Below are 18095 nucleotides of genomic sequence, written 5' to 3' on the forward strand. Positions count from 1 at the left end.
GAAAAGGGATGGTTGCATGTTTATTACTTCAAGGGAAAAAGCAATTATTGAACTGATTATTAAGACATCTGGGAAGCATACGGCTTTTTCCATTGCTACATTTTTAAATGTAAGTGTACGAACGATTCAACGGGATTTGAAAGCAATCGAAAAAATCCTCGAGCAATTTCAATTGCAATTGGTAAGAAATCCGAATAAGGGTTTAAGTATTGAAGGGAAAAATGAACAAGTTTTCCGCTTAGTACAACATTTAGCAAGCAGCCAGCCGATTGACCAACCACCTCAAGAGAAAAAGCTTCAATTGTTACTAAGCTTATTTCAAACAGCTGAATCTTTTAAAATTCAAGTGTTAGCTCATGAGCTTGGTGTCAGTATTACGACATTATCTGCTTATCTCGATGAGTTAGCAGAATGGTTAACAAACTTTCAGTTAGTGCTTAGTAGAAAAAGAGGTGTCGGTGTAGAGCTAACTGGGGAAGAAGTGAATAAACGAAAAGCACTTGCTAACTATTTTTTGCTGTATTTTAACGAGGAATTGATTGAGAGTTTGTTTTTGTTGGAGCAAGGACAGGCCGAGAACAATCAAATTCTCCACTTTTTCCGATCCGATTATTTACTAACAATTGAGCGATTGGTTAATGACATTGTGAATAAAAGGCAAACACGTCTTGCTGATAGTGATTATATCGGTCTCGTCATTGAAATTTGTATTACGATGCAAAGGGCAATGAATGGCTTTCGGATCGAAGAGGATGAAAATCTTGTTGAAGATTCAGATGAATATCGTCAAATAGAAAACATATGCAACTGTTTAGAGGAAGGGTTTCCGGTTCAATTTAATCGTGGAGATATCCACTATTTATCCACAGTATTAAAAGGTTCAAAGCTGCATGAAGCTGGGTTCGTCCCTTATGATAGTGTCATTTTAGGACAATTGATTAAAAATATCATTCAATCCGTTTCGACACAGCTACATATCGACTTGACGAATGATTTCTCTTTGTTTCAAGGGCTGCTTGCCCACATGCTGCCATCCCTATTCCGAATGAAACAAAATATGAGTCTATATAACCCGTTAACAGAGGAAATTAAAAAGAAATATCCCGTCCTTTTTCTTGCAGTGAAGAATAGTGTGGAAAAAGAGTTTAAGGAATTTGTGACATTTCCCGATGAGGAAATTGCTTACATCGTTCTCCATTTCGGTTCTGCCTTAGTGTTGAAAGAGGAGCAATTGCCTATTAAGGCACTCGTCATCTGTCCGACAGGGATTGGAACGTCCAAAATGCTGGCAAGCCGTATAAAAAAAGAAATTACGGAAATCGATTCTGTTGAAATCAAATCAATTAAAGACGTTCAGAAGCAAAAAAGCTTAAATCAATTTGATGTCATACTTTCTACGGTTCGGCTTCCGTTTATGAATAATGAATATATATTAGTCAATCCGTTGTTAAGTAAAGAAGATATTAAGACAATCAGGAGCTTTTTACAGAAAAATATTGAACAGCTTACGAGAAATAAACTTTATACCGGGTTATCCACAAATGAAGACTCATCATCCACAAGGCAACAGCCATTAATGGATGTATTACAGGAATTAAAAGATACACATACAAGCATCGAAGCAATTATTCAACATTTTCATGTAGTTCAAATAACGAATAAAACCGATTATCAACAAGTTATGAAGAATATGTTAATAACAGCTGAGAAGGACAATCTTATTTCTAATGTGGAAAGCGTTTTTGAAGCGCTAATCGATCGTGAAAGAAAAGGCGGTCTGGGGATTCCGGGAACCGGCATGGGCCTTTTTCATTGTCGAAATCCACATGTGGATAAACTTATTTTTCAAATCGCCCATTTGGAAGAACCTTGTGTTATTAAAGGTATGGACGGAAATGATATGTACATGAAAAGTTTATTATTGATGTTAGCCCCTGAAGAATTAAGTTCTAGAGAGCAGGAAATGATAAGTTTGTTAAGTACGAGTTTGATTGAAAATAATGAAGCAATTATGATTTTTTCCTCCTCGGATGAAAAGATCATTCGTTCGAAGATGGAAACAATTTTTTTAGATTATTTATATACTAACGTGATAAAGGAATGAGTTTACATGAAACAAGTTGTACATTTTGGTGCAGGAAATATTGGTAGAGGGTTTATTGGCGCGCTATTTTCACAATCAGGTTACCATGTCACATTCGTAGACCTTGCAGACCAAATCATTGATGGTCTTAATAGTGATAAGCAATACGATGTGAAGTTGGCGACGGATCAACAAGAAACAATGACGATTACGAATGTTTCCGGACTAAATAATATGAAACAAGAAAAAGAAGTAATCGAAGCGATTAAAAATGCAACATACTTAACGACTGCAATTGGTCCTAATATTTTACCAAGAATTGCGCCGTTAATTGCGAAAGCATTAACAGAAAGAGTACAAGCTACAGATGAAAAATTATATGTCATAGCATGTGAAAATCAAATTTCGGCAACAGACTTGCTAAAAGGCTACATAGAAGAAAATCTGGATGATGAAACGAAGAGTAAATTATCTGGTAGAATCTATTTCTTTAATTCTGCTGTCGACCGTATTGTCCCTATTCAAAATAATCAAGGCTCCCTCGATGTGCTAGTCGAACCTTATTTTGAATGGGTTGTTGAAACAACCGAAACGATTCCTCCTGTTGAAGGAATGACAATCGTTGCAGACCTTGCCCCATTTATTGAAAGAAAACTTTTTACCGTAAATACAGGGCATGCGACCATTGCCTATTTTGGCTACCTTGAAAACAAAGCGACAATTGATCAAACATTGGCAGACGAAGCTATTGTCAAACAAGTAAAAGCAACACTTGGGGAAACAGGGGCGTATTTAATCAAGCAATATGGTCTAAATCCTGAAGAGCATGAAAAATATATTAATAAAATTATCAATCGTTTTCGCAATGCCTATTTAAATGATGCAGTTACAAGAGTGGGACGCTCGCCAATTCGTAAACTTGGTCCGAATGACCGTCTTGTCCGTCCAGCAACAGAAGCGCAAAAAGCAGGTCTATCATTTACAAACCTCGCAAAAGCAATCGCTGCTGCCTTGCTTTTTGATTACAAAGAAGACGAAGAAGCGGTGAAGGTTCAGGAAATGATTCGTGAGCATGGCGTAGCCTATGTTCTTCAAGAAGTAAGTGGATTAGCTGAGGATAGTGAGGTTGCTCAGGAAGTGTTACGACAATACGATTTATTGAAAAAGTAATTTTTAGAAGATCAGATGTATAGGGATAGGTGAACAGGTGAGAGTACTTGTTTTATCTATCCCTTTTGTACTTTTGGCACTGCCGATATGCTCGTGAGCAACAAGCAGATTCTGCGATCGGTGTTGATATTTCTTAAAAAAATACTTCAAAAGTCAAGAGAAAAAACCAATGGACCTTAATAATATGCCGATTGAAGACATATATTTTTTAGTCTCCCAATTTGATGTAGTTATCAGTTCATTAGCTTTACATTATTTATTTTTTTGGATAATCTGTCAATATGTCTACAATTGTTTTGTTTTTTCAGTAGAACATCCAAGTCATTTGTGGATCATAGCCTCTTTTTCTCGCGGTGGATTTTCAGTTCGTGGATCATAGAATTTCATTTGTGACGCATGGAACTGGATTTGTGCATCATAAAAAATCATTTGTGTACCATAGCCTCTTTTTCTCGCGGTGGATTTTCAGTTTGTGGATCATAGAATTTCATTTGTGACGCATGGAGCTGGATTTGTGCATCATACAAAGTCATTTGTGGATCATAGACTCCTTGTCGATCGGCTGATTTTCAGTTTGTGGATCATGGAATTTCATTTGTGCCGCGTTAAACTGGATTTGTGCATCATAAAAAATCATTTGTGGATCATAGTCTCTTTTTCGATCGGCTGATTTTCAATTAGTGGATCATGGAACTGGATTTGTGCCGCATCAAACTAGATTTGTGGATCATACAAAGACATTTGTGGATCATAGACTCCTCTTCGGGCGGCAGATTATCAGTTAGTGGATCATAGAATTTCATTTGTGCCGCATTATATATAAAAGTCTCCAAAAAAAGAACCCCTACATTTACGTAAGGGGTCCAAGCCTTTATTTGTGCCTTATAAACAATACCTGGCTGATTCAAATAACCTTGACTATACTTGTTATCGACTTAATTAAATGAATTAACAACCATCTATATCGCAGGCCATGCCTTCCGTTAAAATAACACCCTTTTGTCTATTCAATTCATCGTTAATGATTTGTTCCAAGGTTTCCTTTGAATGTATCCCCGCGATTGTTGTATCTCCAATAACAAATGTCGGGACGGCGGTAACATTTGCCTCCTCATAAGCATGTTTCAATGCCTTTTTATGTGCTTCTTTGTATTTTCTTGTTGTTAAGGCATCCCGATAATCCTCTTCATCCAATCCTACCTCACCGGCTAGTTTTACTAGTACATCTATTTTACCAATATCTTGTTCTTCCTGAAAAGGCACGAAGCATGCGATTATTGTATTCATTGCCCTTGCCTTTTTCCTTTGCATACTGATACCCTTCAAAGGCTAAATGGGTATATGGCTGCGGGGACACTTTTGGAAGAACAATTTTCATTCCCATTCGATCGGCCATTGGGTAAACCGATTGTTTCCATGTTCGTTGCAAATAATCGCCTTCAGGCTTTAATGTTTCATTGGGATACGGGCGCAATTCATAAGGCATCCATTCCACTTCTACATCTTTCCCTTTTATAGCTTCCTCAAGAGGTTGTTCTGCTAAAAAACAAAAAGGACATACATAATCTGAATACACTTTTATCTTTATTGACATGGTTATTACCTCCCATTTATGATTCGGGTTATATTGTAAGAATGGCTGTTATAAAAACAATGAACCGATAATCAAAATAAATCAAGTAAAACGTCCTTGAAATTTTTTGCAGCTTTAGACATATATTGATTTTCTAACCAAATCAGTGCAGTATCTGAATTTATTTCGGGGATAATCTCCGCACAATATAACGACTCATTTGACCTTAATTGCACAGCTATTTTAGGAACGATTGCAATCCCGATTCCCGATTCCGCTAATTTCATTAATGTCGTAACATCTGGACTTTCGCAAATAATCTTTGGATTGAACCCGTAGATGTTGCACATCTCAACAAATTTATGAAAAACGCTATAATCTCCCCGACCCCGGAGTATCAAAAGAGGGAGGTTTTCCAATTTTTCTATTGAAATGGTTTTACCCTTAGAAATATTCCAATTAGCCGGTTGAACAGCTACAAGTGGGTCTGACTGCAACGGATAAATGGAAATGTTATTTATATTTTGAGACTGCAAAGGTAATCTTATGATACCAAGTTCGATTTCTTTACTTCGGAGGAGATCCTCTACTCTTCGGGAATCCTCCTCAAAAAGTTGAAAAGAAACGTTAGGATACATTTCTCGGAAAAAATTTAACGCTGGAGGAAGATAAGGTACACAAGACATGACTGTACCAATGGATAATTTTCCTCTAATGCCCTCTCGTTGCTCTTTTACCTCCGTTACCATTTCGTTAATAGAATTTAATACCTCTTTGGCTCTTTTATAAAACGTCAACCCTTCAGGTGTTAATTCAAATTCCCCTTTATCACGTATAATTAGCTTTACACCTAGTTCTTCCTCTAGAGACTTCAATTGCATACTTAGAGGAGGTTGAGCAATATGTAAACGCTTTGCAGCACGTGTGATTTGTCCTTCTTCAGCAATTGTTACAAAATAGACAAGCTTTTTTAAATCCATGATTTAGCATCCTTTTTAAGTTATATATTTTTTATATGTACACCTATTATTATATATATTTTACATACATTCACACCTAACTTTAAAATAAATAGGTAAAGATAAATGGCCGAATGTTATTAAGGAGGACAATTATATGAAACCAATAAAGAGTTTTCGAGAGTATGTGCAAACTTTGAAGGATAACAACGAAGTAGTCGCTATTAGTCGAGAGGTAGATTGGAATTTAGAAATGGGTGCGATCATTCGCCGAGCTTATGAACTACCTTCCCCAGCACCACTTTTTAAATCAATAAAGAATAGTACCCCTGGATTTGAGGTGTTAGGAGCACCAGTAGGACTGAGCCCCAATAAGGAACATCCATTTATACGAGTAGCTCTCTCGCTCGGGTTACCAATAGATACCCCAGCTCCGGGGCTAATCGAGGCGTGGTCTCATCTTCCCGACGTTAATCCCATTTCCCCTCGCTTAGTTACAGATGGTGAGTGCAAAGAAAACAAATTGTTTAATGATGAGATTGACCTTACTAAATTACCTGTTCCATTTCTACATGTTGGAGATGGAGGTCGTTACATTAATACTTACGGTATTCTAATCGTCCGTACACCTGATGGATCTTGGGTGAATTGGTCTATTTCCCGTGTTATGCTCGAGGGACCTCGTACAATGGCTGGTGTTGTTATCGCATCTCAGCATCTCGGGAAAATATACGAAGAATGGAAAGCGATAGGAAAAGAGATGCCGTTTGCCTTATGTCTAGGTGTTGATCCTGGTATTGCCATGATAGCAGGTTATCCGCTTCCAGATAATGTGAATGAAGGTGAAATGATTGGAGGTTGGTATGGTGAACCAATCGATGTTGTCAAATGCGAGACAAGTGATTTAGAGGTACCTGCTTCAAGTGAGATTGTGATTGAAGGAACCGCCTCCCTAGAAGAAATGATTCCAGAAGGTCCAATGGGTGAATATGCTGGTTATACATGGGTTGGTAATGAAAAACCAGTACCACGCTTTCACGTGACGGCCATGACACATCGAAATAATCCGATCATGCCAGTATGTGTAGCCGGTACTCCACCGGAAGAAAATCACACCAATTGGGGCGTGGCTATTGCAGCAAGCATTCAAAATGCGTTGCGAAAAAAAGGATTACCTATTAAGGAATGTTTTATTCCATTAGAGTCAGCTGTACATTGGCTTGTTGTCACTGTAGATAGTCGTCAACAAAGAGATGATAATGAAAAGTTGGCACATGATATTGGAGAAACCGTTTTTGCTACTAGAGGCGGTTCTTACGTCCCTAAAGTAATTGTTGTAGATGATGATATTGATCCAAGTGACATTAATCAAGTCGTGTGGGCTATGGCTACTCGTCATCATCCGGATAAAAGAAATGCGATGATTGACCAAAATGTTTTACCTCTTGTAGCGTACCTAGATGAAAAAGAAAAAAGAGGAGGAATTACTACAAAGATCGTTTATAACTGTTTATTGCCTTTAAACAAATGGTCTGAAGATAAGAAACCCATTGAAGCATCGTTTAGGAGTTATCCTGAAGAATTACGTAATCATATTATTAAAAACTGGAAAGAATACGGGTTTTGATTCCGTTTTATAGTAAAGAGTTATTCTTTATATTAAGTGTTAGAAGGGATAAATGAGATGAAATTAATTTTAGCAATGACTGGAGCAACGGGAGCCATGTTTGGTGTTCGTCTATTACAGTTTCTTAAAAGTGCGGGCATTGAGACGCATCTCGTTATGTCTTCATGGGCAGCTGTAACCATTCAAGATGAAACTCCTTATACAGCGAAAGAGGTTTCAGAGCTGGCAGATTACTCGTATTCAAATAAAGATTTGTCGGCCAAAATTTCCAGTGGTTCGTTTCAAGTAGATGGAATGATTGTTGCTCCCTGCACAATGAAAACATTAGCCTCCATTCGTGTAGGTCTTGGGGACAATTTAATTACTCGCGCGGCGGATGTTATTTTAAAAGAACGCAAAAAGTTAGTATTAGTGCCACGGGAAACACCGTTCAACGATATACATCTTGAGAATATGTTGACTTTATCTCGTATGGGAACCGTTATACTCCCTCCGATGCCAGCGTTTTATAATCATCCCGAATCCTTGGATGACATATTTAACCATATTGCATTTCGAACACTAGATCAGTTCAACATACATCTGCCTGAAGCGGAAGAAAAACGCTGGAATGGCTTTATAAAAAATAAGAATAGCAGTGTTAAATAAAAGGGGGCACCACCCCATATTATCGAGCGAATACTGGAATTATGGATTAAGAGGAAAAAATGGCGGTATTTGTGGTTATTACATAACCAAAGATACCGCCACTAATTGATTTTGATAGCTTATAGAAACAATTACCAGAGATCTTTATAAATTGTTTGTTTGCTCAACATACTTTTTAAAATTATTTAAAATCGCCTGCCAACCTTGTTGTTGAAACTCAATTGGATGTGACGATTCCGCATCAAAAGTTTCAACTACCTTGGTTTCGTTTTCTCTACCATTAAAAGTGATTTTTACTTTTCTGCCATCACCCATCGTATAGGCAATGAGCTCATGGAATTTTACCTCATCATAAATTCCACCAAAGTCGAAACCGGCACTGCCATCTCTGGCTTCCATTCTTGAAACGAATTTTCCACCTGCCCTTAGATCATTTTCAGCATATGGAGTATACCAATCATCCGAAGCATTGTTCCATTTTGTTATATGGCTTGGTTCCGTCCAATACTTCCATACCTTTTCTAATGGTGCTTGAATTACTGTTTCAACCGTAATCTTTTTAGATTCTTGCATTTTATTTCCTCCTCGTATAATAAGTTTTAGAAATTGCTTTTATTGTTCTTTGATAACTAAATAATTAAGATATTGCTATCTATGATGGAGGCAATGCTGCTCTCTCTTTATATTCATAAATAGCACAACCCGAATTGCTTGGATACTGGGGGATATCCCTGGATAATAGACATTGGAATGGATCCAACTGGGAATATGCTGTTTCCTCCTGTAGTTCGACTACGATTAAAGACTGTGACCCAGACAATGGTTGTACTGCAAACACACAAGCTGTATCGGTGTATTTCTATACCAATGTTAGTGGACATTGGGGCAGCTTTTAGAGACGCACCTTTTGAATACTCATACGCGAGGCTGTTGCCAGACCATTGTTTCTAGGGATATCCCGCAGTATCCAAGCTTATTCCATAATCAAATGAAAGGAGGTCCTTTCCGTGAATTTATTTGTAGGTATTGATGTAAGCTCTAAAAAACTTGATGTGTGTTTTCTGGACAGCGAAGACACACGTTTAAAAGAAACGACTTTTCCAAACGATATTCATGGAGCGAACCAGATTAAAGAAAATATCTTAGCTTATCATGGACAATCCCATTACGAAAAAATCATTGTCGGCATGGAATCCACCTCTGTGTATAGCTTTCACCCTGCGCATCTTTTAGATAACGATGCCGACTTAAAACGGATTGGGGTGGAAGTGGTGGTTCAAAATCCAAAGGCGATCCATCGGTTTAAAGGCTTATTTGAAGAAGATAAAACCGATAAAATTGATGCATTTCGGATTGCCGACTTTCTTCGGTTTGGGCGCTATAATAAAACCATCATCAAGGAAGAAAAGTATGTTGCCCTTCAGCGTTTAACGCGTTCTCGTTATCAGGTCATTCATCAATTGACCGAGTGTAAGCAGCATTTCCTTGAAAATCTCTATTACAAGTGCAATACATTGACCAATGAAGTAGATACTTCTGTTTTTGGTTCGACCATGATGGAGTTGTTCGCTGAATCCTTTTCGCTGGATGAGATCGCTCAGATGGAGCTGGAAGAGCTGGCTGAGTTCCTTCAAGAGAGAGGAAAAGGTCGCTTTCGTCAGCCAGAAAAAGTTGCGAAATCCATCCAAAAGGCGATTCGTGACTCCTACCGTTTAGGCAAGGTCGTACAGGACTCCGTTGATGTCGTATTGGCCACCTATGCCAAACTCATTCAAACACTTAAAAACCAGGTCAAAGAGTTAGAAAAAGGGATTGAGTCCCTATTTCACATTATTCCAGAAGGACAGTGCTTGAAAAGCGTGCCGGGTATTGGTCCGGTTTATGCGGCAGGGATTATCGCCGAAATCGGTCAAATTGATCGATTTGAAACACAAGCGCAAATAGCTAAATATGCCGGTCTCTTCTGGAAAAAATCGCAATCAGGCGACTATGAATCGGAACGAACACCACGAGTCATGTCGGGAAATCAGTATCTTCGTTATTACTTAGTTGAAGCTGCCAACTCGGTCCAACGAAATGAACCCGCCTATCGTGAATTTTACTTAAAGAAGTATAAAGAAGTTCCGAAATTTCAACACAAAAGAGCCCTTGTCATGACTGCAAGAAAATTAGTGCGTTTGGTGGATGTGCTACTACGCAATCACCAACTCTACACGCCAAAAAGGAGCGTGTAACTCAAAAGCAAATAGCTGCTTTTGAATCCTTTCAGCAAACCCGAACAAGCGTTCTTGTGATGGTGCGGGTTTAGTTCAGTGCGCCTTTTTTTCCTTTGAAAGTCCAAAATCAACTTTATTTTTTATGGATTTTCTCTTGACTTATTACCACAAGTCTTTTTAAACACGGATATTTTTGGAAGTATCTCTACAATAGATGTCTGGCTATATTATAAGTGTTTTTGTTAAGTTACACTATTAAAATATAGATTAGTACGGTTAGTTCAATTAGAAGTACCGTCGGGAAATGGGGACTTACAACGATTAGGAAATTTCTATGAACTTTTTCATTTCTTCATGTTCCGAAAGACTGTTTCAGAATAGCTTATTAAGATTGTTTTTAATGGAAAAAAAGTAAAATAATCCACCGATCATCCAAAAAGGTTCCCAAAAAATTAATCTCCAAAACGTTGCATATGAATCTAAATCAAAATCTAAAATATTTAAAGTACTTAATGTAATTGTGACGAAATTAAGAAATCCATATAAGAACAATAATGTCCCAACAATTTTCGTAACGTAATAAAGAATCCTGGTTATTAAAGGATTTTTCCATTGAACAATAAGCATCAACAATAATAGTAGCCCAAGTAATTTAATAAAACCGGTCAGCCAAACAATAATGATGAACGAGGGAGAAGGGTTTTGGGACATCTCATAAATAGCTCCTCCTAGAGATCTAATACCAAGTAAGCCACCCATTGCCCAATAAAAACTCATACCTGAAAAAATTATCGTCCAAATAATACCCAAAACTATAAACCAATAATTCCTCTGCATTGGAAAACGCCCCTTTATAATTTGCAAAGGCTCAAAAATCCTTATAAAAGTTCCGTACTTGTTATTCTTATTCACGATTAGTGTCTTTTTATTCTTATTTACATTTAGTGAATTGCATTACAGGGTAGCATCGGGAAAATGCGGATTTAAACCTTAAAGAAAATATAATACTAAAAAGGCAATTTATTATATCAAATTTAATAAATTAACGAGTGCTTTACTTCGATAAGGTGTAAAGCTTTTTTTTGTTACAAAAAAGATAGTTTAGTTGAGAAGGTAATATTTAGATTCCAATAGAATTTAAAAGTGAGTAGTTAAAAAAAGGAGATATAGTAGATGAACATAAGGCTTGCCGAAGCAAAAGACATTAAGCAATTAACAAGGATGAGATGGGATTTTACAATTGAACACGACAAAAGTAAAAAAAATGAATCATTCGCCGATTTTGAAAAGGAATGTCACGCTTTTTTAGAGAATGCTCTTAATAATGGTCAATGGTTTGTTTGGGTTGCGGAGGACAGTGGGAAAATTGTATCACATATATACATAGAATTAATACAAAAGGTGCCTCGTCCTGGTAGGGTCACTTATCCATTTGCTTATATGACAAACGTATATACAATGCCGGATTATAGAAATAAGGGGATTGGAAGTAAATTACTAACTTCAATAAATAAGTGGATTAAAGAAAACAATTATGAATTTGTTATTGTATGGCCAAGTGATGATGCGATTAATTATTACAAGAAAAATGGTTACGTTCATTGCACAGAACCAATGGAATATTTTCCTTCATGAACGGGAGATTGAAAATGTCTTATATCAAATTGAAAAATGAATACCTTAAGTTGGATTATTAATCCAACTTAAGGTATTCACTACAAAAGTAGTTTTTTAATCACGCATGGCTCCAGCCTCACGAGAGGTCATTGCACCTTGTCCTTTGCTTACATCTTTATGAATTTGTTGTTTTACTTTTTGTGCATCCGTTCCGGAAAATTCCGTTTTCATAATTGAGCCTGAATTATTTTTAGCTTGTTGATCCTGATGCATACTGGCCCACCTCCATTGATTATTTTAACAATCATATTATTTACAAGAAAAACACTAGATATGTCCCAATCATTCGTTGATAAAAATGTATATCTTGCCATAAACCCTACTTAGTTTCCAACAAATTCGAATCCGAACTTCTTGTGAAGCGCAGGCTTATCTTTGAACATACTTAGGCAATTGGTTGAATTTCCTTAATTATAAGGAAGGAATTTTCCTCCAAATATAGAACTGTTAACTAAGGATTCTAATAAATATAGTTTTGAAGGGATGGTTGGAGTGGGAAGAGTGATTGGATTTGAGTTAAATAGTCAAGATCCTGAGAAAGCTGCCAAGTTTTATTCGAGTGTTTTCGGCTGGGAAATTTCAGCACCTAATTGGGACTATCGTGAAGTCACCACAGGGGGAGAAGAAGAGCCAGGTATAAACGGAGGTATCGGAAAAGGCCCAAATGATTTTCCGTACGGAACACGTATTCAAATCGAAGTTGAATCCATCGATGATGCTATTGCGAACGCGAAAGAAAATGGTGCAATGATTGTTCGTGAAAAAATGGAGTTTGATCAATTTTATCTTGCTTACTTAGTAGACCCTGTTGGACTTGGTTTTGGTCTAATTCAAAATAAATGAAACACAGCATTTAAAGGTTGGGTATCCCCCAACCTTTTTGACAACTAGAGAAAGGGGGTTATCTCATAAAAGTTCGCCTATCTAACTTTGATGAAAATTGGGCTAAAATGTTTCAAATGGAAGAACAATTTCTATATGCTATTTTTGGTGATGAACTCATCAAATGTGAGCATTTTGGCAGTACATCTGTTAAAGGGCTAAAGGCTAAACCTGTTATCGACATGATGTGTATCGTAAAGGACATTGAAAGGATCGATTCTTTTAATCAACAAATGGACTCATTAGGTTACGATGTAGCAGGTGAATGGGGAATTCCCGGGAGAAGATTATTTAGAAAAGGTGGGGAAAATCGTACACATCATATCCACTTTTATCAGTATGACAACCCTCAAATCGATCGACATTTAATCTTTCGAGATTATTTGCGTGCTCATCCAGAGGAAGTTTCTAAATATAGTCGCTTTAAAGATGAGTTAGCCCAGCAGTTCGAATTCACTAGAGAATACAGCCAAGCGAAAAAACCTTTTGTACAAGAAATGGAGAAAAAGGCACTTCGCTGGTTTGAACAAAAACAAAGGAATTGAACCGGATCGACGAATAGAGAATTCCATCTCAACAAGGCTGTATGTTTACCGATTTTATTTAAGGTAAATATAGTAAGGAAAACTTTTTCCTAAATAGCAAACTTGAGGAGGATATTATGAAAAAATACATATTAAGTATTGTTGCGATTATCTTAACAATTTCGATTGCAGCTTGTTCTTCTACTAAAGAGCCAGACAAACATGTGAAATCAAATTCCGAGTCCGAAGAACATATGGATATGAATCATTCCAGTTCAAGTGAAGTCCCTAAAGGGTTGAAAGTTGCTGCGAATCCGAAATTTCAAGTGGGAAGTAAAGCAACCATTCAAGCAGACCACATGAAGGGCATGAAAGGCGCAGAAGCAACAATTGTCGGCGCATATGATACGACAGCATATATCATTTCCTACACGCCGACAACTGGCGGACCGAAAGTGGAAAATCACAAATGGGTGATTCAAGAAGAAATAAAAAATGCAGATGGTAAAACGTTCAAACCCGGAGATGAAGTTACCATTGAAGCCGATCATATGAAGGGGATGAAAGGTGCAAAAGCTGAAATTGTTTCTGCGGAAAAAACAACTGTCTATATGGTCAACTATAAGCCAACCAATGGAGGTAAAGAAGTCAAGAACCATAAATGGGTGACAGAAAGTGAATTATCTTAACGGGGCAGTGGACCAAGTCCATTTTCCTTTTTGAGACAAAATATTTCCTATTGTCTGATAGCGAAAACAATGATATATTAATAATATTCCTTTGAAAACGATTACACGATATAAGCTTTGAACAAGTATCCCTTGTTTGCCCCTTGTATCGCCTGTTATTAAAATTGAAAGGAAACCATTTGTATGTACGAGAAAGAAGCAATTTTTATTACGGGAGACGCGAAATCTTCGCAAAATAATCCGATCACTAAGAAATTCAGTCAGTATTTTCTCGCATTAGTTGTCAATCGGACTACAGGAAAAATTATTGATGTAGATTGTTCGGCGACGGTAGACTTAACTCGAAGATTTGTCCAATCACTCTTCATTGGCCGTCATATCGATGATCCGTCACTCTTAGAAGATATCTCAAATCGTTATTTTGGTTCTTCCCAAAAGGCGATGATTGTCGCTTTTCAGGATGCCTTAAAAAAATATCATGCTATTACTGCTTTGTCTAAATAAACCTAGACAAAATCCAGTCTAACTTTTCAGTGTTAGGCTGGATTTTTTGTCTTTTAAAGGAGGATATAAATTTATGATTACAGATGGTTTTATGTATTTAAGTGTTTTGGTGGCATTTGCAGCTTTAATGGTTGCATTTGAGAAAAAGTTTTCAACCAATCGATTTTTTAAATTTATACCGGGCATCGTTCTTATTTATATCGGTTCAGCCATCATGCAAACCTGTGGATTATTTGCACATAATGATTCCACAGCATCCGTTTATACAAATGTAAAAGGGGCACTGCTTCCGGCGATGTTGGCAATCATGCTATTAAAATGTGACATCCGAAGCATATTTAAGCTAGGACCTAGAATGTTAGGTGGTTTTTTAGTAGCAGTTGTCAGTATTTTAATTGGCTTTGTCGTTGTCTATATTGCTTTCCAACATTTTTATATAAAGGATACGTGGAAAGCTTTCGGAGCTCTCGCTGGCAGTTGGACAGGCGGGTCCGCCAATATGGTTGCCCTGCAAGGAATTTTGAAAGTACCGGAGAATATTTTCGGTTATGCATTAATGATGGATACAATCAATTATGCTGTTTGGGTTATGTTCATGTTTTGGCTCGTTCCATTTGCAGGTAAGTTTAATCGCTGGACAAAAGCAGATACAGGTTTTATACAGCAAGGGTTTGAAGAAGCAGCAGCGGCAAGTTCAGAAGAAAAGTCTGGGATTCAGTTCCAACATATTTTGTATTTGCTTGGAATTGGTTTATTAATCTCATCACTATCTACCTTCGCAGGGCAACACCTTCCTGAAGTAGGGGCCGTTATTAATGGGACAAGCTGGACGATTATGATTGCTTCAGTTATCGGGTTAATTTTAGGGCAAACACCTGTTGCAAAAATTGCGGGTGCACTCGATGTTTCTAATGTGATGCTTTATATCATTGTTGCTTTAATCGCTTCACAATCCGATTTTTCAAATATCGCACAAGCACCAATTTACCTCATCTCAGGATTTTTAATTATGTTGATTCATTTAATCATCATGCTGTTATTAGGAAAACTCTTTAAATATGATCTATTTACACTTGGCGTAGCAAGTCTGGCCAATATCGGTGGAATGGCATCCGCACCAATGCTAGCAGCAGCCTACAGCCGCGCCCTAATCCCAATCGGCGTAATCATGGCATTAATTGGCTCATTCCTAGGAACTTATTTTGGAATGGTTGTTGCAAAAATTTTAAGTATTTTTTAATGGGATAACGGGTCTGCCTGGTATCCCCTCAAATTAAATGAATGAAAGGGAGCGTCTTTGTATGATTATTCAAGATTTACAAGTCAAGCGTCGTAATATTCCGTTGCGTGTACCCTTCAAGACAGCATTAAGAACTGCAACTGAAATTGAGAACATTGAAGTTTCGTTAACACTAGAGAATGGCATTATCGGACGAGGTGCTGCTGCACCAACCTTTGTTATCACGGGTGACTCATCGGAAGGCATTGAGGCAGCATTAACAGGTCCAATAAAAACTTCTTTGGTTGGTACAGATATTACCCATTTTCAAACAGCCCTTCAGCGAATCCAAACCTGCTGTGTTGGAAATACAAGTGCAAAAGCAGCAGCAGATATTGCATTGCATGATGCCTATTGCAAACTGCTAAACATCCCACTATATGCATTTCTTGGTGACAAACGCACTTTGACCACATGTATGACAGTAGGGGTAGATACACCTGAGAAAATGGCATTAGATGCTAAAAAGTGTGTTGATGATGGATTTCAAACGTTAAAGGTAAAAGTTGGGGCAAATCCTCAGCTTGATATTGAACGCATTGAATCCATCCGTTCGGTTATTCCTAATACGATAATGCTTCGTCTTGATGCTAATCAAGGATGGAAGCCAAAACAAGCGGTACAACTAATTAAAGAAATGGAAGAAAAACAGTTTCATATTGAATTCATCGAACAGCCTGTTGCCAGCTATGACCTTGATGGTCTGAAATTCGTCACGGAAAGAGTAGCAACGCCAATCATGGCGGATGAAAGTCTGTTTTCTGCAAAAGATACACTCAAACTCGTCTCAGGTCGTTATATTGATCTATTAAATATCAAACTTATGAAATGTGGTGGTATCTCTCAAGCCTGGAGTATTGCGAGCATCGCCGAAGCAAATGGAGTTGCCTGCATGATCGGCAGCATGATGGAGCCAACTCTTTCAGTAGCAGCCGCCGCACATTTTGCCGCTGCACATCCAAATGTAAAATACTTTGATCTAGATGCACCCCTGTGGCTTTCCGAAGAACCGGACGTAATGACTTATAAAGGGGAAAACATTCAACTATCTGATCTGCCTGGGATTGGCTCGGTACTTTAGGTGACGAATGACCCACTCACTTGAAAGAATGATGCACAAATCGGAATCTATGATCCACAAAAAAGATTCTATGCGTCACAAATCGAAATATCGCTAATTACATAGCGAAAACAGTTTAATAGTTTCATTGATAATTTTAAAAAAAGGGAGGAATTAGGAATGAAACGATTCGTATTATCGATAGCAGCGTTTTTTCTAGTAGGGTTTGTTTTGATTAATCCTACAAATACAGAAGCAAAAGGGAAAAAGTCGGGAGAGACAGCTTATATTGACGTCTCTGTAGCGACACTTTGGACCGCACCCAATATTTTACGCCCAGTTGATTCTCCTTCAGCTACAAACCCGGTCGATATGAGAAAATGGACTAACGCCATGACACTTGAACAACAATTACAGTTATCTGATGATGGAATGCTGGAAACTCAGGCCTTGTACGGGAATAAGGTTACCATACTTGAAAGAAAAGGCGATTGGGTGAAAGTAGCGATTGAAGGCCAACCAACACCAAGAAATGAGACAGGATATCCAGGTTGGATGCCAGCTTCCCAACTTACTTTTAACAAAAAGTTCGCAAAGGAAGACGATCAATCGTTTGTAATGATCTCTGAACCAACAACTTTTCTTTATCAGTCACCGTCTTTTAAAAAGAAAGAAATCGAAATTAGCTATAATACTCGCCTTCCATATGAAGGAGAAACAAAAAACGCTTATAAAGTACGTAAACCAAATGGCAAACTCGCTTTTATAAAAAAAGAACATGCTCAAATGTATCACTCACAAGCTGATATTCCAACGCCAACAGGTAAAGAATTAGTTGAAACAGGCAAAAAATTTCTTGGGTTGCATTATTTATGGGCAGGAATGAGCGGTTTTGGATTTGATTGTTCAGGATTTACATTTACTATGTATCAATCCCATGGAATCACTATTCCAAGAGACTCAAGTGTCCAAGCCAAAAATGGCACACCAGTTAATCTTAATGAATTACAACCAGGAGATTTGCTTTTCTTTGCACACGATAACGGAAAAGGAAGCGTCCATCACGTAGCGATGTATGCGGGAGATGGAATGATGATCCACTCACCGAACTCAAAGAAAAATGTCGAAATCATTCCAGTCAACACGAAAGGATATTTCGAAGAATTAGCAGGAGCAAGAAGATATTTACCTTAAACGGAACAAG

Annotated in this window: 17 protein-coding genes and 2 pseudogenes; 14 read left to right on the forward strand and 5 right to left on the reverse strand. The window is 37.6% G+C overall.

Features of this window, described 5'->3' with window-relative positions:
- Positions 1-16: 16 nt before the first annotated feature.
- The 3 genes and pseudogenes from MKY81_RS08585 to MKY81_RS21115 form a co-directional block, all read left to right on the forward strand.
- Entirely contained in the window at positions 17-2104 is a 2088-nt protein-coding gene (locus tag MKY81_RS08585) for a BglG family transcription antiterminator (RefSeq protein ID WP_341117552.1), read from the forward strand.
- Positions 2105-2110: 6 nt separating this feature from the next.
- Positions 2111-3253 carry a mannitol-1-phosphate 5-dehydrogenase gene (locus MKY81_RS08590; protein WP_325947722.1) on the forward strand — a complete coding sequence of 381 codons (1143 nt, stop codon included), beginning with the start codon at positions 2111-2113 and terminating at the stop codon, positions 3251-3253.
- 74 nt (positions 3254-3327) lie between these two features.
- Positions 3328-3572 (forward strand): annotated as a pseudogene (locus MKY81_RS21115) (class I SAM-dependent methyltransferase); the annotation flags it as partial.
- A 629-nt stretch (positions 3573-4201) separates the two neighbouring features.
- On the opposite strand, the pseudogene MKY81_RS08595 reads toward MKY81_RS21115, so the two are convergent.
- Together MKY81_RS08595 and MKY81_RS08600 are read right to left on the reverse strand one after the other, a co-directional pair.
- Positions 4202-4847, reverse strand: a pseudogene (locus tag MKY81_RS08595) (DsbA family oxidoreductase).
- A 71-nt stretch (positions 4848-4918) separates the two neighbouring features.
- Positions 4919-5806: a LysR family transcriptional regulator gene (locus MKY81_RS08600; protein ID WP_341117553.1), complete on the reverse strand. Its 888-nt coding sequence runs from the start codon at positions 5804-5806 to the stop codon at positions 4919-4921.
- A 136-nt stretch (positions 5807-5942) separates the two neighbouring features.
- On the opposite strand from MKY81_RS08600, the gene MKY81_RS08605 reads away from it, so the two are divergent.
- On the forward strand, positions 5943-7412 hold the full coding sequence (locus MKY81_RS08605; RefSeq protein ID WP_341117554.1) for a UbiD family decarboxylase: 1470 nt from the start codon (positions 5943-5945) through the stop codon (positions 7410-7412).
- Between the two features lie 57 nt (positions 7413-7469).
- On the forward strand, positions 7470-8060 hold the full coding sequence (locus MKY81_RS08610) for a flavin prenyltransferase UbiX (RefSeq protein WP_341118757.1): 591 nt from the start codon (positions 7470-7472) through the stop codon (positions 8058-8060).
- Between the two features lie 144 nt (positions 8061-8204).
- On the opposite strand, the gene MKY81_RS08615 is transcribed toward MKY81_RS08610, so the two are convergent.
- Positions 8205-8633 carry an SRPBCC family protein gene (locus tag MKY81_RS08615; RefSeq protein WP_341117555.1) on the reverse strand — a complete coding sequence of 143 codons (429 nt, stop codon included), beginning with the start codon at positions 8631-8633 and terminating at the stop codon, positions 8205-8207.
- Between the two features lie 434 nt (positions 8634-9067).
- On the opposite strand from MKY81_RS08615, the gene MKY81_RS08620 reads away from it, so the two are divergent.
- A complete protein-coding gene (locus MKY81_RS08620) occupies positions 9068-10294 on the forward strand; it encodes an IS110 family transposase (RefSeq protein WP_108073350.1) in 1227 nt (408 codons plus the stop codon).
- A 354-nt stretch (positions 10295-10648) separates the two neighbouring features.
- On the opposite strand, the gene MKY81_RS08625 is transcribed toward MKY81_RS08620, so the two are convergent.
- Complete coding sequence (locus MKY81_RS08625; protein WP_341117556.1) at positions 10649-11188, reverse strand: DUF3995 domain-containing protein; 540 nt, start codon at positions 11186-11188, stop codon at positions 10649-10651.
- 261 nt (positions 11189-11449) lie between these two features.
- Here MKY81_RS08625 and MKY81_RS08630 point away from each other — a divergent pair, with 261 nt between their 5' ends.
- Positions 11450-11911: a GNAT family N-acetyltransferase gene (locus MKY81_RS08630; RefSeq protein WP_341117557.1), complete on the forward strand. Its 462-nt coding sequence runs from the start codon at positions 11450-11452 to the stop codon at positions 11909-11911.
- Between the two features lie 96 nt (positions 11912-12007).
- Here the strand turns inward: MKY81_RS08630 and MKY81_RS08635 are convergent, their stop codons facing one another.
- The gene (locus tag MKY81_RS08635; RefSeq protein ID WP_341117558.1) at positions 12008-12166 is read right to left on the reverse strand and encodes a hypothetical protein; all 159 of its coding nucleotides are present in this window, start codon (positions 12164-12166) and stop codon (positions 12008-12010) included.
- Between the two features lie 279 nt (positions 12167-12445).
- Between MKY81_RS08635 and MKY81_RS08640 the strand changes: the two genes are divergently transcribed.
- The 7 genes from MKY81_RS08640 to MKY81_RS08670 all read left to right on the forward strand — a co-directional run bounded on the left by MKY81_RS08640 (position 12446) and on the right by MKY81_RS08670 (position 18085).
- The gene (locus MKY81_RS08640) at positions 12446-12796 is read left to right on the forward strand and encodes a VOC family protein (RefSeq protein ID WP_341117559.1); all 351 of its coding nucleotides are present in this window, start codon (positions 12446-12448) and stop codon (positions 12794-12796) included.
- 65 nt (positions 12797-12861) lie between these two features.
- Positions 12862-13380, forward strand: a complete 519-nt coding sequence (locus MKY81_RS08645; RefSeq protein ID WP_108073110.1) for a GrpB family protein — start codon at positions 12862-12864, stop codon at positions 13378-13380.
- 116 nt (positions 13381-13496) lie between these two features.
- The gene (locus tag MKY81_RS08650; RefSeq protein ID WP_341117561.1) at positions 13497-14048 is read left to right on the forward strand and encodes a YdhK family protein; all 552 of its coding nucleotides are present in this window, start codon (positions 13497-13499) and stop codon (positions 14046-14048) included.
- A gap of 183 nt (positions 14049-14231) precedes the next feature.
- Entirely contained in the window at positions 14232-14552 is a 321-nt protein-coding gene (locus MKY81_RS08655; protein ID WP_341117562.1) for a DUF3870 domain-containing protein, read from the forward strand.
- Between the two features lie 73 nt (positions 14553-14625).
- Entirely contained in the window at positions 14626-15792 is a 1167-nt protein-coding gene (locus MKY81_RS08660) for a DUF819 family protein (RefSeq protein WP_341117563.1), read from the forward strand.
- A 61-nt stretch (positions 15793-15853) separates the two neighbouring features.
- A complete protein-coding gene (locus tag MKY81_RS08665) occupies positions 15854-16912 on the forward strand; it encodes a dipeptide epimerase (protein WP_341117564.1) in 1059 nt (352 codons plus the stop codon).
- 159 nt (positions 16913-17071) lie between these two features.
- The gene (locus MKY81_RS08670; protein WP_341117565.1) at positions 17072-18085 is read left to right on the forward strand and encodes a C40 family peptidase; all 1014 of its coding nucleotides are present in this window, start codon (positions 17072-17074) and stop codon (positions 18083-18085) included.
- Positions 18086-18095: the final 10 nt, after the last annotated feature.

The organism is Heyndrickxia sp. FSL W8-0423 (assembly GCF_038009395.1).
GTDB lineage: Bacteria > Bacillota > Bacilli > Bacillales > Bacillaceae_C > Heyndrickxia > Heyndrickxia sporothermodurans.

Excerpts from the sequence above, each read along its gene's own strand:
- MKY81_RS08655 (WP_341117562.1), top strand. The coding sequence starts at position 14,232 with ATGTACGAGAAAGAAGCAATTTTTATTACGGGAGACGCGAAATCTTCG.
- MKY81_RS08615 (WP_341117555.1), bottom strand. The coding sequence starts at position 8,633 with ATGCAAGAATCTAAAAAGATTACGGTTGAAACAGTAATTCAAGCACCA.
- MKY81_RS08670 (WP_341117565.1), top strand. The coding sequence starts at position 17,072 with ATGAAACGATTCGTATTATCGATAGCAGCGTTTTTTCTAGTAGGGTTT.
- MKY81_RS08610 (WP_341118757.1), top strand. The coding sequence starts at position 7,470 with ATGAAATTAATTTTAGCAATGACTGGAGCAACGGGAGCCATGTTTGGT.
- MKY81_RS08665 (WP_341117564.1), top strand. The coding sequence starts at position 15,854 with ATGATTATTCAAGATTTACAAGTCAAGCGTCGTAATATTCCGTTGCGT.
- MKY81_RS08585 (WP_341117552.1), top strand. The coding sequence starts at position 17 with ATGTTTATTACTTCAAGGGAAAAAGCAATTATTGAACTGATTATTAAG.
- MKY81_RS08660 (WP_341117563.1), top strand. The coding sequence starts at position 14,626 with ATGATTACAGATGGTTTTATGTATTTAAGTGTTTTGGTGGCATTTGCA.
- MKY81_RS08635 (WP_341117558.1), bottom strand. The coding sequence starts at position 12,166 with ATGCATCAGGATCAACAAGCTAAAAATAATTCAGGCTCAATTATGAAA.
- MKY81_RS08650 (WP_341117561.1), top strand. The coding sequence starts at position 13,497 with ATGAAAAAATACATATTAAGTATTGTTGCGATTATCTTAACAATTTCG.
- MKY81_RS08590 (WP_325947722.1), top strand. The coding sequence starts at position 2,111 with ATGAAACAAGTTGTACATTTTGGTGCAGGAAATATTGGTAGAGGGTTT.
- MKY81_RS08630 (WP_341117557.1), top strand. The coding sequence starts at position 11,450 with ATGAACATAAGGCTTGCCGAAGCAAAAGACATTAAGCAATTAACAAGG.
- MKY81_RS08605 (WP_341117554.1), top strand. The coding sequence starts at position 5,943 with ATGAAACCAATAAAGAGTTTTCGAGAGTATGTGCAAACTTTGAAGGAT.
- MKY81_RS08600 (WP_341117553.1), bottom strand. The coding sequence starts at position 5,806 with ATGGATTTAAAAAAGCTTGTCTATTTTGTAACAATTGCTGAAGAAGGA.